At 58.7% G+C, this 15,634-nt stretch carries 11 protein-coding genes and 4 tRNA genes; 3 read left to right on the forward strand and 12 right to left on the reverse strand.

Features of this window, described 5'->3' with window-relative positions; genetic code table 11:
• Window positions 1-46: 46 nt before the first annotated feature.
• The 10 genes from M5C56_RS01835 to M5C56_RS01880 form a co-directional block, all read right to left on the reverse strand.
• Window positions 47-1,906, reverse strand: a complete 1,860-nt coding sequence (locus M5C56_RS01835) for a SurA N-terminal domain-containing protein (protein WP_103497810.1) — start codon at window positions 1,904-1,906, stop codon at window positions 47-49.
• A 242-nt stretch (window positions 1,907-2,148) separates the two neighbouring features.
• On the reverse strand, window positions 2,149-2,421 hold the full coding sequence (locus M5C56_RS01840) for an HU family DNA-binding protein (protein ID WP_002552737.1): 273 nt from the start codon (window positions 2,419-2,421) through the stop codon (window positions 2,149-2,151).
• Between the two features lie 148 nt (window positions 2,422-2,569).
• Window positions 2,570-4,966: an endopeptidase La gene (gene lon, locus M5C56_RS01845; RefSeq protein WP_103497809.1), complete on the reverse strand. Its 2,397-nt coding sequence runs from the start codon at window positions 4,964-4,966 to the stop codon at window positions 2,570-2,572.
• Window positions 4,967-5,104: 138 nt separating this feature from the next.
• Window positions 5,105-6,388, reverse strand: a complete 1,284-nt coding sequence (gene clpX / locus M5C56_RS01850; RefSeq protein WP_103497808.1) for an ATP-dependent Clp protease ATP-binding subunit ClpX — start codon at window positions 6,386-6,388, stop codon at window positions 5,105-5,107.
• A 113-nt stretch (window positions 6,389-6,501) separates the two neighbouring features.
• Window positions 6,502-7,137, reverse strand: a complete 636-nt coding sequence (gene clpP / locus M5C56_RS01855) for an ATP-dependent Clp endopeptidase proteolytic subunit ClpP (protein WP_017736926.1) — start codon at window positions 7,135-7,137, stop codon at window positions 6,502-6,504.
• A gap of 92 nt (window positions 7,138-7,229) precedes the next feature.
• Window positions 7,230-8,540 carry a trigger factor gene (gene tig, locus M5C56_RS01860; RefSeq protein ID WP_103497806.1) on the reverse strand — a complete coding sequence of 437 codons (1,311 nt, stop codon included), beginning with the start codon at window positions 8,538-8,540 and terminating at the stop codon, window positions 7,230-7,232.
• 730 nt (window positions 8,541-9,270) lie between these two features.
• A tRNA-His gene (locus M5C56_RS01865) sits at window positions 9,271-9,346 on the reverse strand.
• Between the two features lie 84 nt (window positions 9,347-9,430).
• Window positions 9,431-9,515 (reverse strand) — tRNA-Leu (locus M5C56_RS01870).
• A gap of 56 nt (window positions 9,516-9,571) precedes the next feature.
• A tRNA-His gene (locus tag M5C56_RS01875) sits at window positions 9,572-9,647 on the reverse strand.
• A gap of 32 nt (window positions 9,648-9,679) precedes the next feature.
• Window positions 9,680-9,756 (reverse strand) — tRNA-Arg (locus M5C56_RS01880).
• Window positions 9,757-10,035: 279 nt separating this feature from the next.
• Here M5C56_RS01880 and folD point away from each other — a divergent pair.
• Entirely contained in the window at window positions 10,036-10,890 is an 855-nt protein-coding gene (folD, locus tag M5C56_RS01885) for a bifunctional methylenetetrahydrofolate dehydrogenase/methenyltetrahydrofolate cyclohydrolase FolD (RefSeq protein WP_103499462.1), read from the forward strand.
• Window positions 10,891-10,984: 94 nt separating this feature from the next.
• Here the strand turns inward: folD and cysS are convergent, their stop codons facing one another.
• Together cysS and M5C56_RS01895 are read right to left on the reverse strand one after the other, a co-directional pair.
• Window positions 10,985-12,367 (reverse strand): cysteine--tRNA ligase, encoded by a 1,383-nt coding sequence (cysS, locus tag M5C56_RS01890; protein ID WP_103499463.1) that lies wholly within the window; start codon window positions 12,365-12,367, stop codon window positions 10,985-10,987.
• Window positions 12,368-12,385: 18 nt separating this feature from the next.
• Entirely contained in the window at window positions 12,386-14,083 is a 1,698-nt protein-coding gene (locus tag M5C56_RS01895) for a glutamine--tRNA ligase/YqeY domain fusion protein (RefSeq protein WP_103499464.1), read from the reverse strand.
• A gap of 259 nt (window positions 14,084-14,342) precedes the next feature.
• Between M5C56_RS01895 and M5C56_RS01900 the strand changes: the two genes are divergently transcribed.
• Both M5C56_RS01900 and M5C56_RS01905 read left to right on the forward strand, forming a co-directional pair.
• Window positions 14,343-14,846, forward strand: coding sequence for a peptidylprolyl isomerase (locus M5C56_RS01900; RefSeq protein ID WP_103499465.1), 504 nt, complete (start codon window positions 14,343-14,345; stop codon window positions 14,844-14,846).
• A complete protein-coding gene (locus tag M5C56_RS01905; protein WP_103499466.1) occupies window positions 14,843-15,574 on the forward strand; it encodes a UDP-2,3-diacylglucosamine diphosphatase in 732 nt (243 codons plus the stop codon). The genes M5C56_RS01900 and M5C56_RS01905 overlap by 4 nt, the downstream gene beginning before the upstream one ends.
• Window positions 15,575-15,634: the final 60 nt, after the last annotated feature.

Raw genomic sequence — 15,634 nt, forward strand, 5'->3', positions numbered from 1 at the left:
TGAGCGGTCTTTTTTTATGTAGCGAGCGTTGGCTGAATCAAGTGCCTCAGAAGCGCTTGATGTCCGCCTGGCCTTCCAGCTGCTTGCGGTAGGCCGCGAAGTCCTGCTGGCCGGCACGGGAGGCGAGGAAGCGACGATAGGACGCCTTCTCTTCTTCGCTTGGTGCCGCGCCTTCGTTCACGCCGTTCAGACGCACCAGCACCAGGCTGCCATCAGCCAGGGTCACGGTGCTGAAGGTCGGCTTGTCCTTGCCTTCGGGCTTGGGCATGCGGAACAGCGCTTGCAGCACTGCCGGATCAACACCTTCCTGACCGCGGGTGACGGCTTCCTGGGTTTTCCAGGTCTGGCCGGCCGGCAGTGCCTTGCCTTCACGCAGGCTGGCGATCAGTTCGTCAGCCTTGACCTTGGCCGCCGCCGTGGCGTGCTCCTTGGTCAATTGCTTGCGAATCGGCGCATCCACGCTGGCCAGAGGCAGTTGCTCAGGCTTGTGGTGTTCCTTGGCACGCAATACCACCACGGTGTCCGGATCCAGCTCGAGGGCGGTGCTGTTGGCACCCTCATCCAGCACTTCCGGACTGAACGCCGCCGTCACGACGGCACGGTTGGCTGCTACACCTTCACCACCTTCACGCCCGAACGGCGCTGAGGTGTGCACCTTCAGGTTCAGGTCCTGGGCCGGCTGGGCCAGGTCGGAAGCTTCGAACGAGGCGTCTTCGAGCTGCTTGGTCGCCTCGACGAAACGCTGTTCCACTTGCTGGTTTTTCAGCTCGCGGGTCAGCTTGTCCTTCAGGCTGGCGAAGGTCGGCACTTGCGGTGCCTCGACGCCCAGCAACTTGATCAGGTGATAACCGAACTCGCTGCGCACCGGTCCCGACACCTGGTCCTTGGTCAAGGCATACAGCGCCTTTTCAAAGGCCGGGTCATAGACACCCGGGCCGGCGAAACCGAGGTCACCGCCATGGCTGGCCGAACCCGGGTCCTGGGAGAACTCCTTGGCCAGGGCGTCGAAATGCTCACCCTTGGCCAGGCGCTGCTGGATCTCTTCGATCTTCGCCTTGGCCTGTGCGTCGTTCACCTTGTCATTCACTTCGATCAGAATGTGCGCGGCACGACGCTGTTCAGCGAGGTTCGCGGTTTCTTTCTGATACAGCGCCTGCAGGTCTTCATCCTTGACGGTGACCTGATCGAAGAACGAGGACTTCTTCAGCTCCAGGTAATCGACGACCACCTGGTCCGGCGTCATGAACTCCTTGGCGTGCTTGTCGTAGTAGGCCTTGACCTCGTCATCGGTCAGCTTGACCGCCGACAGATCGACCGGCACGTTCAGCGAAGCGAAATCGCGGGTCTGTTTTTCCAGACGGGCAAACGCCAGTACCTGGGCATCAGTGACGAAACCACTGCCCGCCAGACCGGCACGGATCTGGCCGATCAGCATTTCCTGAGCCAGCATCTGGCGGAATTGCATACGACCGTAGCCCAGTTGACGAATCACCTGGTCGAAACGATCGGAGCTGAACTTGCCGTCCACCTGGAATTCAGGGGTTTGCAGGATGACCTGGTCCAGAGCACCCTCGGAGAAAGCGAACTTCGACTTCTCGGCGCCCTGCAGCAGCAGCTTGCGATCGATCAGCCCCTTGAGGGCGGATTCGCGGAGCATTTTCTCATCCAGCAACGAGGCATCGAAATCCTTGCCCAGCTGTTGCATGAGTTGGCGACGTTGCATGTCGACCGCCTGGCTCAGCTCGGTCTGGGTGATCTCGTCACCGTTGACCTTGGCCGCGTCCTGGCTAGTGGAGGTGGCCCTGAAAATGGCATCGAAACCGGTCAGCGCCATCAATGCGACGATGACTCCGATGATGGTCTTGGCAATCCAGCCTTGTGAATTGTCCCTGATATTTTGCAGCATGCGTCCCCCAGAAACGGTTGAACTTCAATGTGGGCAACCGTGGAGCGTGGGTAGAATCCGGATAGAAGAAAGGCGCATCCGAGGATGCGCCTTCTCGTAACTGGCAGAGCGGATGAGGGCTCGATACGCGTCCCTCGGCGTGTCAGGCCGGCCCTGAAAAAGGACCCTGGCCGACCGCTTCACCGCTCCGCGGCCAGATCAGGCAATAACCCGACCCGGATAGGCAAAGGCTTGAACGAATGTCAGTTGACAGCTTCTTTCAGTGCTTTGCCGGCTTTGAAACCTGGCTTTTTGGCAGCAGCGATTTCCAGCGTCTTACCGGTCTGAGGGTTGCGACCGATGCGAGCAGGACGGTCGGTCACGGAGAAGGTGCCGAAACCTACCAGTACAACGGAGTCGCCAGCCTTCAGAGCGCCAGTGACGGATTCGATGACTGCATCCAGCGCACGGCCAGCAGCAGCTTTCGGGATATCAGCGGATGCAGCGATAGCATCAATCAGTTCCGACTTGTTCACTCTAAGTCCCCTTATATCTATTGAGTATATTTCTAAGTTTTTGGGTGAAAGCTAAACCTGTGCTGAATGGCCTACAGACACTTAAGAGCCGCTTTATAACAAGGGCTCTAAAAAGCTGTCAAGGAAGCCACCCAGGCTTGATCCGTACTTAATGCGTGCTGATTCTTTCCTTAGAATCGGAGTCGCGCTTCTCATCTTTCGCGACGATCTCCGGAACCACATCTGGCAAGGGCTCCGGCGCGTATTGCAGCGCAATTTGCAGGACCTCGTCAATCCATTTAACCGGTTTAATCTGAAGATCCTGCTTGATATTGTCAGGAATTTCCTTCAGATCGCGCACATTCTCTTCTGGAATGATGACGGTCTTGATCCCACCACGATGTGCCGCCAGCAATTTTTCCTTCAAACCACCAATGGCCAGCACCTGACCGCGCAAGGTAATTTCACCGGTCATGGCCACGTCGGCACGCACAGGAATGCCAGTCAAGGCTGACACCAGGGCCGTACACATTCCTACACCAGCGCTAGGGCCGTCTTTCGGCGTCGCCCCTTCCGGCATATGGATATGGGTGTCGCGCTTCTCATGGAAGTCCAGGGGGATCCCCAGGCTCTTGGCGCGGCTGCGCACCACGGTCAACGCGGCGGTGATCGACTCGACCATGACATCGCCCAGGGAGCCGGTCTTGATCAACTGGCCCTTGCCCGGTACCACGGCGGCTTCGATGGTCAACAACTCGCCACCGACCTGGGTCCAGGCCAGGCCCGTGACCTGACCGATCTGATCCTGTTGCTCGGCCAGGCCGTAGCGGAATTTACGCACGCCGAGGAAATGCTCCAGCAGGTCGGAGGTGACCTTGACCGAGAAGCGTTTTTCCAAGGAGTGCTCTTTCACCGCCTTGCGGCAGACCTTGGCGATTTGCCGCTCCAGCCCCCGCACACCGGCTTCGCGGGTGTAGTAGCGAATGATGTCGCGAATCGCCTCGACCTCGAATTCCAGCTCGCCCTTCTTCAGGCCATTGGCCTGGATCTGCTTGGGCGACAGGTACTTGGTGGCGATGTTGATCTTCTCGTCCTCGGTGTAACCCGGCAGGCGGATCACTTCCATCCGGTCGAGCAGCGCCGGCGGGATGTTCATCGAGTTGGAGGTGCAGAGGAACATGACATCGGACAGGTCGTAGTCAACTTCCAGGTAGTGGTCGTTGAAATTGTGGTTCTGTTCCGGGTCCAGCACCTCGAGCAGCGCCGAGGCCGGATCGCCACGCATGTCGCTGCCCATCTTGTCGATTTCATCGAGCAGGAACAGCGGGTTGCGCACGCCAACCTTTGTCATCTTTTGTATCAATCTTCCTGGCATCGAACCGATATAAGTCCGTCGATGACCACGAATTTCCGCTTCGTCACGCACACCACCGAGGGCCATGCGTACGAATTTTCGATTGGTCGCGTGAGCAATCGACTCAGCCAGGGAAGTTTTACCCACGCCCGGAGGTCCGACGAGGCACAGTACCGGCCCCCGAATTTTCTTCACGCGCTTCTGCACGGCGAGGTATTCGAGGATACGTTCCTTGACTTCGTCCAGGCCATAATGGTCCGCGTCGAGAATATCTTCGGCCCGCGCCAGGTCCAGGCGCACCTTGCTCTGGGCCTTCCACGGCACCTGCACCAACCAGTCGAGGTAGGAGCGCACCACGGTCGCTTCCGCGGACATCGGCGACATCTGCTTGAGCTTGTTCAACTCGGCCAGGGCCTTGGTCATGGCATCTTTCGGCAGACCGGCGGCATCGATGCGCTTTTTCAGCTCTTCGACTTCATTATGGCCTTCGTCGCTGTCGCCCAGTTCCTTCTGAATGGCTTTCATTTGCTCATTCAGGTAGTACTCGCGCTGACTGCGCTCCATCTGCTTCTTGACGCGACCACGGATGCGTTTCTCGACCTGCAGCAGGTCGATTTCGGCGTCGAGCAGGGCCAGCACGTGCTCGACACGGGCCGACAGGTCGACGATTTCGAGAATTTCCTGCTTCTGTTCGATCTTCAAGGCCATGTGCGCGGCCATGGTATCGACCAGGCGGCTCGGCTCGTCGATGCTGTTCAACGACGACAGTACTTCAGCCGGGACTTTCTTGCCCAACTGCACATATTGTTCGAACTGTGCCAGCAGGCTGCGGACAAAGACTTCGGACTCACGGTCCGGGGCATCGACCTCGTCGATCAGCGCCACTTCGGCGCGGCAGTAGCCGTCAACCTCGCTGAAACGCTCGACGGTGCCGCGCTGCTCGCCCTCGACCAGCACCTTGACGGTGCCATCAGGCAATTTCAGCAACTGCAATACGGTGGCGACTGTACCTACGCGATACAGCGCATCTTCGCCCGGGTCATCATCGGCAGGATTACGTTGGGCCAACAGCAGGATCTGCTTGTCGCCCGTCATCGCGGCCTCGAGGGCTTCGATAGACTTCTCGCGCCCCACGAACAGCGGGATCACCATGTGCGGATACACCACGACATCACGCAATGGCAGGAGAGGCAATTCGATGGTTGTCTTCATGATTTCGCCTCTACGGCGGCCGTACGGCCGGAAACAGATGGATAAGCTTGAAACCAAGATGGGGGCTTGTTCGGAAAAAAACAAGCGCCAAAAGAAAAGGGGCCCGAAGGCCCCTTGTCAGGTCACAGTCTGCCGCACTCAGGCGTCAGGCGCGGCCTTTGCCTGCAGCTCACTGTTCTCGTAGATGTACAGCGGCTTGGATTTACCCTCGATCACGCTTTCATCGATCACCACTTTGCTCACCTCGGACTGCGAGGGGATTTCATACATGGTGTCGAGCAGGACGCCTTCGAGGATCGAACGAAGACCACGGGCACCGGTTTTACGCTCCAGGGCACGCTTGGCGACGGATTTCAGTGCATCGGCACGGAATTCCAGGTCAACCCCTTCCATTTCGAACAGCTTGGCATACTGCTTGGTCAAGGCGTTCTTCGGCTCGGTGAGAATCTGCATCAACGCAGCCTCATCCAGCTCGTCGAGCGTGGCCAGGACCGGCAGGCGACCGACGAATTCCGGGATCAGACCGAACTTGACCAGATCGTCAGGTTCGACTTCACGCAGGGACTCGCCCACCTTCTTGCCTTCTTCCTTGCTACGCACTTCGGCGCTGAAACCGATGCCACCACGGGTGGAACGGTTCTGAATAACCTTTTCCAGACCTGAGAACGCACCACCACAGATAAACAGGATGTTGCGGGTGTCCACTTGCAGGAATTCCTGCTGTGGGTGCTTGCGACCGCCCTGGGGCGGAACGGAGGCCACCGTGCCTTCGATCAACTTCAGCAAGGCCTGTTGCACGCCTTCACCGGAAACGTCCCGGGTGATCGACGGGTTATCGGACTTGCGGGAAATCTTGTCGATTTCGTCGATGTAGACAATGCCCATCTGGGCCTTTTCCACATCGTAGTCGCACTTCTGCAACAGTTTCTGAATAATGTTTTCCACGTCTTCGCCCACATAACCCGCCTCGGTGAGGGTGGTTGCGTCAGCGATGGTGAACGGCACATTCAGCAGGCGAGCGAGGGTTTCAGCCAGCAAGGTCTTACCCGAGCCGGTCGGACCGATCAGCAGGATGTTGCTTTTGCCGAGCTCGACGTCGTCACTTTTCTTGTCACGCTGGTTCAGACGCTTGTAGTGGTTGTAGACCGCTACCGCCAGAACCTTTTTCGCACGTTCCTGACCAATCACATACTGATCAAGGATGCCGCTGATTTCTTTAGGCGAAGGCAATTTATGCGCGCTGCTTTCAGCCTGTGCTTCCTGCACCTCCTCACGGATGATGTCATTGCACAGGTCGACGCACTCGTCGCAGATAAAGACCGAGGGGCCGGCGATCAACTTGCGTACTTCATGCTGGCTTTTGCCGCAGAAGGAGCAATAGAGCAGCTTGCCGTTGTCCTCGCCGTTGCGGGTGTCAGTCATTCGTTCGATCCAAATCCGATAGGCTTGCAACACAAGATGAAGGCTATTGCGGGCTTTTTCAAGCCCGCTGGTGATCGGAACAGCCGACCAGCCCTATTTTGCGCTGCTTAATGTTAAGCGGGGCGCTTGTCGATCACTGCATCGATCAACCCGTAGTCACGCGCGGCTTCTGCGCTCATGAAGTTGTCACGGTTGGTATCGCGCTCGATTTCTTCCAGCGTGCGCCCGCTATGCTTGGCCATCAGCGTGTTGAGACGCTCGCGAATGAAGAGGATTTCCTTGGCATGGATTTCGATATCCGACGCCTGGCCCTGGAAACCGCCCAGTGGCTGGTGAATCATCACACGCGAGTTCGGCAGGCAGAAACGCTTGCCTTCGGCACCGGCCGTCAGCAGGAACGCGCCCATGCTGCACGCCTGGCCGATACAGGTGGTCGACACGTTTGGCTTGATGAACTGCATGGTGTCGTAGATCGACATGCCCGCTGTCACCGAACCGCCCGGGGAGTTGATATAGAGATGGATGTCCTTGTCCGGGTTTTCCGCTTCAAGGAACAGCAGCTGCGCACAGATCAGGTTGGCCATGTAGTCCTCTACCGGGCCCACCAGAAAAATCACCCGCTCCTTGAGAAGGCGCGAGTAGATGTCATAGGCGCGCTCGCCACGAGCGGACTGCTCGACAACCATCGGGACCAGGCCGCCTGCGGCCTGGATATCAGAGTTCTGCTGAATATAAGAATTACGGAACATGCTCTGCAGTCACTCCCAAATAGTCATGTCTTGAATACGCATAAGCCAGCGCGAGGCTGGCTTATGGTGTGTATTTCCAACGAGTCAGAAAATCAGTCGGCTTGTGGAGCTTCCACCGGCTTGACTGCTTCTTCGTAGGAGACCGATTTATCGGTCACATTCGCCTTCTGCAGAACAGTATCCACAACTTGTTCTTCCAGCACAACCGAACGAACTTCGTTCAGTTGCTGGTCGTTCTTGTAGTACCACGACACAACCTGCTCTGGTTCCTGGTAGGCCGAGGCCATTTCCTGGATCAGCTCACGCACGCGGGTTTCGTCAGGCTTGAGCTCGAACTGCTTGACCACCTCAGCCACGATCAGGCCCAGCACGACGCGGCGCTTGGCTTGTTCTTCGAACAGCTCGGCCGGCAGCTGGTCAGGCTTGATGTTGCCGCCGAACTGCTGAACGGCCTGCACGCGCAGACGATCCACTTCGTTGGACAGCAGGGCCTTCGGCACTTCGATCGGGTTGGCGGCCAGCAGACCGTCCATGACCTGGTTCTTGACCTTGGATTTGATCGCCTGGCGCAGCTCACGCTCCATGTTCTTGCGAACTTCGGTGCGGAAGCCGTCAATGCCGCTTTCCTTGATGCCGAACTGGGCGAAGAAGGCTTCGTTCAGCTCAGGCAGGGTCGGTGCGGACACAGTATTGACGGTCACGGTGAACTCGGCAGCTTTGCCAGCCAGGTCCAGGTTCTGGTAGTCAGCAGGGAAAGTCAGGCTCAGAACGCGTTCTTCACCGGCTTTAGCGCCTACCAGGCCATCTTCGAAGCCCGGGATCATGCGATTGGAGCCCAGCACCAGTTGGGTGCCCTTGGCGGAACCACCGGCGAAGACTTCACCGTCGACCTTGCCGACGAAATCGATGTTCAGCTGGTCTTCGTTCTGGGCGGCGCGATCGGCCACTTCGAAACGGGTGTTCTGCTTGCGCAGGATTTCCAGCATGTTGTCCAGATCCGAGTCCGCCACGTCGGCGCTCAGGCGCTCGACAGCGATGGAGTCGAAACCGGCAACGGTGAACTCAGGGAACACTTCGAACGTAGCAACGTATTCCAGGTCTTTGCCCTTCTCCAGCACTTTCGGCTCGACAGAAGGCTGACCAGCCGGGTTCAGCTTCTGCTCAACCACGGCTTCGTAGAAGGAGGACTGGATCACATCGCCCACGGCTTCCTGGCGGGCATCCGCCTCGTAACGCTGGCGAATCACGCTCATTGGCACCTTGCCAGGGCGGAAGCCTGCAATCTTGGCCTTTTGGGCAGTCTGCTGCAGACGCTTGTTGACCTGGGTCTCGATGCGCTCAGCTGGCACGGTGATGCTCATGCGGCGCTCAAGAGCCGATGTATTTTCAACAGAAACTTGCATGGATATTCCTCGTTGCACAGACATTAGCCGGCCGTTTCCGACCTCAGAAGCAAGGGCAAGCATTCTAGAGGGTCAGACTCAAGAAGTCACCCTACTGAAAAGGGCTAAAAACAGCAGGTAATCATTGGGCATGGGCCACCCTTGAGCCAGGCGTCCCGGACAGGCGGTCACTCAATCACCTTTCTACTATATAGAAGAGCCGCGGGAGAGCATTGCGCCAGCACACCGACAGACCCCCGCAGGTCGGCGATCCGCCTTTTGCCTTGGCGGGTTAACAGTCAACCTGCGCCGATTTATCATGCAAGCCATGCACTGGAGCAACCGGCAACGATGACCTCACCAGGACGTTCGCCGCCACAGAAGCATGCCGCCAGCCATTCGCCTATTGCGTATCGCCAGGACATCGATGGCCTTCGTGCCATCGCCATTATCGCCGTCGTTATATCCCACGCCTTGACTCGGCAAGATCAGCCACGCCACCAGGCAACCCTCTCCACCCGATAAAAGGACTGGAAGGCTGCAGCCAAGTAAATTCCGATCGAGGCACAGAGACACCTTCACGAACAAGCTGGAAATGTGCCCAAGGCAACGAGGAATGGCGAAATTCGAGACAATAAAAAAGCCGCTCAAGGCGGCTTCTTTACTGGGCCTTGCAAAAGTCAGCGGACCTTGGCGAAACCTGATGAAAAAAAAAACGCCAGATAATTAATCTGGCGTTTTTATTCGAATATGGGGTGGACGATGGGGATCGAACCCACGACAACAGGAGTCACAATCCTGTGCTCTACCAACTGAGCTACGCCCACCATATTGCCTGTTCAAAAAGACCGATCAGATCGACCTCCTTGTTAAGCCTCACCAACACCCAGCGGCCTTGATGAAACTTTATTTGGTGCGGATGAAGAGACTCGAACTCTTACGCCTCGCGGCGCTGGAACCTAAATCCAGTGTGTCTACCAATTCCACCACATCCGCGCATGAAGCCTTTAAAGCAAAAACGCCAGACTGTTAATCTAGCGCTTTTCGAAATATGGGGTGGACGATGGGGATCGAACCCACGACAACAGGAGTCACAATCCTGTGCTCTACCAACTGAGCTACGCCCACCATATTGCGTTACTTGTGCCAAAGCTGCCTAATGGCGCACCCGGCAGGACTCGAACCTGCGACCATCCGCTTAGAAGGCGGATGCTCTATCCAGCTGAGCTACGGGCGCCTTATTAATCTGTACTCGGTGACGACTACAAACCAAGTGCTTCAATCTTGCTGAGCCAGACATCAACTCTGCTCGACCTTCTCAACCAGTGCTAGGCTATGCCCGACAAGCGCGACAAATGTTATAGACGAGCCGAAAGATCGTCAACTCTTTTCTAAAAAAAATTCAGATATATAAAGGGCTTAGGGGAATATCCGGACCAAGCGCCTTTGCCCTCGCGCCACGACATGCGAGAATGCGCACTCTTTTTCAACCCCTCTCGATGGTTAATCACGCGTCATGACTGCACAACTAATCGACGGCAAAGCGATCGCCGCCCGTCTGCGCCAGCAGATCGCCCAACGTGTCGCCGAGCGTCGCCAGCAGGGCCTGCGTACGCCAGGCCTCGCGGTGATTCTGGTCGGCAGCGATCCTGCCTCTCAGGTTTATGTTTCGCACAAGCGTAAAGACTGCGAAGAGGTCGGCTTCATTTCACAAGCCTACGACTTGCCTAGCGACACCACCCAACAGGCGCTCACCGACCTGATCGATCGCCTCAATGACGATCCGCAGATCGACGGCGTGCTGCTGCAATTGCCGCTGCCCGAACATCTGGACGCCTCCAAGCTGCTGGAACGCATTCGCCCGGACAAGGACGTCGACGGCTTCCACCCTTATAATGTCGGTCGCCTGGCCCAGCGCATTCCGCTGCTGCGCCCGTGCACCCCGAAAGGCATCATGACCCTGCTGGAAAGCACCGGGGTCGATCTGTACGGGATGGATGCGGTGATTGTCGGCGCCTCCAATATCGTCGGTCGGCCGATGGCCATGGAGCTGCTGTTGGCCGGCTGCACCGTGACCGTCACCCACCGCTTCACCCGGGACCTGGCCGGCCACGTCGGCCGCGCCGATCTGGTGGTGGTGGCCGCCGGCAAGCCGGGCCTGGTCAAGGGCGAGTGGATCAAGGAAGGCGCCATCGTCATCGACGTCGGCATCAACCGCCAGGAAGACGGCAAGCTGGTGGGTGACGTGGTCTACGAGACCGCCCTGCCCCGTGCCGGCTGGATCACTCCGGTTCCGGGTGGCGTCGGCCCGATGACCCGCGCCTGCCTGCTGGAAAACACCTTGTATGCCGCCGAAACGCTGCATGCCTGAGGCGATGGAGCCTTCAGCGACACCACAACGCTGAAGGCCTTCACCCAACAAAAAACCGCCAATCGGCGGTTTTTTGTTGCCACAGGAACCCGGCTCAGTCAGCCAGACGCCAGGTGGTCCCGCCCTTGCCGTCTTCCAGCACCACGCCCATGGCGGTGATCTGGTCGCGGATACGGTCGGATTCCGCCCAGTCCTTGTTGGCCCGTGCTGCCAGACGTGCCTGGATCAGCGCGTCGACTTCAGCCCCATCGACCCGCCCTTCGGCACCCGCCTGCAGGAAGTCGTCGGCTTGCAACTGCAAGACGCCGAGCACGCTGGCCAGCTCTTTCAGACGCGCCGCCAGACCGGCCGCCGCAGCCAGATCACTCTCGCGCAGACGGTTGATCTCACGCACCATCTCGAACAGCACCGCACAGGCTTCCGGCGTGCCGAAGTCATCGTTCATCACCCGGGTGAAACGCTCGACGAACGCCTCGCCACCGGCTGCCGGCACATTCGGCAGGCCTTTGAGCGCATGGTAGAAACGCTCCAGGGCGCCCTTGGCATCCTTGAGGTTGTCTTCCGAGTAGTTGATGGCGCTGCGGTAGTGGCTCGACACCAGCAGGTAACGCACGACTTCCGGGTGGTACTTGTCCAGCACATCGCGAATGGTGAAGAAGTTGTTCAAGGACTTGGACATCTTCTCGCCATTGATGCGGATCATGCCGCAGTGCATCCAGGCATTGGCGTAGGTCTTGCCGGTGGCCGCCTCGCTCTGGGCGATTTCGTTTTCATGGTGCGGGAACTCGAGGTCGCTGCCGCCGCCATGAATATCGAAGGTCTCGCCCAGGCAGCAGGTGGACATCACCGAGCACTCGATATGCCAGCCCGGACGCCCAGCGCCCCATGGCGACTCCCAGCTCGGCTCGCCGGGCTTGGTGCCTTTCCACAGGACGAAGTCCAGCGGATCCTGCTTGGCTTCGTCGACTTCGATCCGCGCCCCGATGCGCAGATCTTCGATTTTCTTGCGCGACAACTTGCCGTAGCCCATGAACTTGGCGACGCGGTAATACACGTCGCCATTGCCCGGGGCGTAGGCGTACCCCTTGTCGATCAGGGTCTGGATCATGGTCAGCATGCCGGGGATATGATCCGTGGCGCGCGGCTCCATGTCCGGCTTGAGAATGTTGAGGCGCGCCTCGTCCTCGTGCATCGCGGTGATCATGCGCTCGGTCAGCGCGTCGAACGATTCGCCGTTTTCGTTGGCCCGATTGATGATCTTGTCGTCGATATCGGTGATGTTGCGCACATACGTCAGGTCATACCCGCTGAAACGCAACCAGCGAGTGACCAGATCGAAGGCCACCATGCTGCGGCCATGGCCCAGGTGGCAGTAGTCATACACGGTCATCCCGCAGACATACATGCGCACCTTGTTGCCATCCAGGGGCTTGAAGACTTCTTTGCTCTTGGTGAGCGTGTTGTAGATCGTTAGCACAACGGCGTCCTTAAAGAATCACTGGCCCCACGAATCACGCAAGGTCACGGTACGGTTGAAGACCGGAGCACCGGGTTTCGAGTCCTTGATATCCGCACAGAAGTAACCTTCGCGCTCGAACTGGAAACGGTCTTCCGGCTGTGCATTGCCCAGCGAGGGTTCAGCACGACAACCCGTGAGAACTTGCAGTGAGTCAGGGTTGATGTTGTCCAGGAAACTGGCGCTGTCTTCGGCTTTCTCGGGGTTGGCCGAACGGAACAGGCGATCGTACAGGCGCACTTCGCACTCGACGCTGGCCGCCGCCGGCACCCAGTGGATCACACCCTTGACCTTGCGCCCTTCGGGGTTCTTGCCCAGGGTTTCAGGATCGTAGGAGCAGCGCAGCTCGACGATATTGCCGTCGGCATCCTTGATGGCTTCGTCGGCACGGATCACGTAGCTGCCGCGCAGGCGCACCTCACCGGTCGGCTCCAGGCGCTTGTAGCCCTTGGGCGGCTCTTCCATGAAGTCGTCGCGATCAATGTAGATCTCACGGGCGAACGGCAATGCGCGCACGCCCATGTCTTCTTTCGGGTGGCGCGGCAGTTCGAGATTCTCGACCTGGCCTTCCGGGTAGTTGGTGATCACGACTTTCAGCGGACGCAGCACGCACATGGCCCGTGGCGCGCTGTGATCGAGGTCGTCGCGGATGCTGAATTCCAGCATGCCGAAGTCCACCACGCCGTCGGAACGGTTGGTGCCGACCATTTCGCAGAAGTTGCGGATGGATTTAGGCGTGTAGCCACGGCGACGGAAGCCCGAGAGCGTCGACATGCGCGGGTCGTCCCAGCCGTTGACGTGCTTCTCGTCCACCAACTGCTTGAGCTTGCGCTTGCTGGTGATGGTGTAGTTCAGGTTCAGGCGGCTGAACTCATACTGACGCGGGTGCGCCGGCACGGGCAGGTTTTCCAGAAACCACTCGTACAACGGACGGTGGCTTTCGAACTCCAGGGTGCAGATCGAGTGGGTAATGCCTTCGATGGCATCCGATTGACCGTGGGTGAAGTCGTAGTTCGGGTAGATGCACCACTTGTCGCCGGTCTGGTGGTGATGAGCGTGGCGGATGCGATACATGATCGGATCGCGCAGGTTCATGTTCGGCGAAGCCATGTCGATCTTGGCCCGCAGCACGCGGGCGCCGTCCGGGAATTCTCCGGCTCGCATGCGCGCGAACCAGTCGAGGTTCTCTTCCACCGAACGCTCGCGGAACGGGCTGTTCTTGCCCGGCTCGGTCAGGCTGCCACGGTATTCCTTGGCCTGCTCGGGGGTCAGGTCGTCGACGTAGGCCTTGCCGGCCTTGATCAGCTCCACCGCCCAGTCGTGCAACTGATCGAAATACTGCGAGGCATAGCGCACTTCACCGGACCATTCGAAGCCCAGCCACTTGACGTCGCTTTCGATGGCGTCGATGTATTCCTGGTCTTCCTTGGCCGGGTTGGTGTCGTCGAAACGCAGGTGCGTGACGCCGCCGAACTCCTGGGCCAGGCCGAAGTTCACGCAGATCGACTTGGCGTGGCCGATGTGCAGGTAGCCGTTGGGCTCAGGCGGGAAACGCGTCACGATCTGAGTGTGCTTGCCCGAGTCCAGGTCGGCCTGAATGATCGGGCGCAGGAAGTTGACCGGGACAGCCGGTCCGGTCTTGACGTTCGAGGTAGGGTCGACAGTGGGCTTGCTCATAGGATCCTTGGGCTTGCGGTTGCGCGGCCGGGGGCGGCCTGATCAATCAAAACGGCTATCATAGCCGATGCGATCAGGCAGCTGACAGTGGCGCGCCGAAAACGGCGGCTATTAATAGTGCCGGGATGAAAAAACCGCCTCGAAATTCCCGCGCCTCACGCTAAACTGCGCAACCTGGTCGTTTTATGCCAGATCGGTTCGGCCCCGCGAGCGGTACCCGCATGCCGAAACCCACGAATTCCTTCAAAGAGTAGCCAAGATGACCCAAGTCAAACTGACCACCAACCACGGCGAAATCGTCCTGGAACTGAACGCCGAGAAAGCCCCGATCACCGTGGCCAACTTCATCGAGTACGTTAACGCCGGCCACTACGAAAACACCGTTTTCCACCGTGTGATCGGCAACTTCATGATCCAGGGCGGCGGTTTCGAGCCTGGCATGAAAGAAAAGAAAGACAAGCGCCCGAGCATCCAGAACGAAGCCGACAACGGCCTGCCGAACGAGAAGTACAGCGTTGCCATGGCCCGTACCATGGAGCCGCATTCGGCCTCCGCGCAGTTCTTCATCAACGTCACCGACAACAGCTTCCTGAACCACAGCGCCAAGACCGTCCAGGGCTGGGGCTACGCGGTATTCGCCAAAGTGGTTTCCGGCACTGAAGTGGTCGACAAGATCAAAGGCGTGGCCACCACCATGAAGGCCGGCCACCAGGACGTACCCGCAGAAGACGTGATCATCGAGAAAGCAGAGATCGTTGAGTGATACTGCTGATTTCAGATTTGCATCTGGAAGAGGAGCGCCCGGACATTACCCGGGCGTTTCTGGATTTCCTCGCCGGACGCGCCCGTTCGGCACAAGCGCTGTACATCCTGGGCGATTTTTTCGAAGTCTGGATCGGCGACGATGCCATGACCCCCTTTCAAGACTCGATCTGCGCAGCCTTGCGCGCATTGAGCGACAGTGGCACGCAGGTTTTCCTGATGCACGGCAATCGTGACTTCCTGCTGGGCAAGGCCTTTTGCAAAGCGGCCGGCGCGACCCTGCTCAAGGACCCGAGCGTGGTGCGGATGAATGACGAGCCGGTGCTGTTGATGCACGGCGACAGCCTGTGCACGCGGGACGAGGCCTATATGCGCCTGCGTCGTTATCTGCGCAACCCCATCACCTTGTTCATCCTCCGGCATCTGCCGCTGCGCACCCGCCACAAGCTGGCGCGCAAATTGCGCAGCGAGAGTCGTGCGCAGACGCGGATGAAAGCCAATGACATTGTCGATGTGACGCCGGATGAGGTGGTGCAGGTCATGCAGCAGCATGGTGTGCAGACCCTGATCCACGGCCACACCCATCGACCGGCCATTCACAAGCTGCAACTCGGCGCGCAGGCGGCAAAACGGATTGTGCTGGGGGATTGGGATCGCCAGGGCTGGGCCTTGCAGGTGGACGAGCAGGGTTTCCAGCTGGCGGCGTTTGATTTCATGCCGCCAGCCTGAACACTGACCTGTAGGAGCGTGGCTTGCCCGCGAATAGGCCCGCAAGGCTCCTACAGGTTT

This window comes from Pseudomonas sp. MWU13-2862 (genome assembly GCF_023242495.1).
Lineage (GTDB): Bacteria > Pseudomonadota > Gammaproteobacteria > Pseudomonadales > Pseudomonadaceae > Aquipseudomonas > Aquipseudomonas gingeri_D.

Bases quoted from the DNA above. Each gene is read 5' to 3' on its own strand.
- folD (WP_103499462.1), top strand. From the start codon at position 10,036: ATGACTGCACAACTAATCGACGGCAAAGCGATCGCCGCCCGTCTGCGC.
- tig (WP_103497806.1), bottom strand. From the start codon at position 8,540: ATGCAAGTTTCTGTTGAAAATACATCGGCTCTTGAGCGCCGCATGAGC.
- M5C56_RS01895 (WP_103499464.1), bottom strand. From the start codon at position 14,083: ATGAGCAAGCCCACTGTCGACCCTACCTCGAACGTCAAGACCGGACCG.
- lon (WP_103497809.1), bottom strand. From the start codon at position 4,966: ATGAAGACAACCATCGAATTGCCTCTCCTGCCATTGCGTGATGTCGTG.
- clpX (WP_103497808.1), bottom strand. From the start codon at position 6,388: ATGACTGACACCCGCAACGGCGAGGACAACGGCAAGCTGCTCTATTGC.
- M5C56_RS01900 (WP_103499465.1), top strand. From the start codon at position 14,343: ATGACCCAAGTCAAACTGACCACCAACCACGGCGAAATCGTCCTGGAA.
- M5C56_RS01835 (WP_103497810.1), bottom strand. From the start codon at position 1,906: ATGCTGCAAAATATCAGGGACAATTCACAAGGCTGGATTGCCAAGACC.
- clpP (WP_017736926.1), bottom strand. From the start codon at position 7,137: ATGTTCCGTAATTCTTATATTCAGCAGAACTCTGATATCCAGGCCGCA.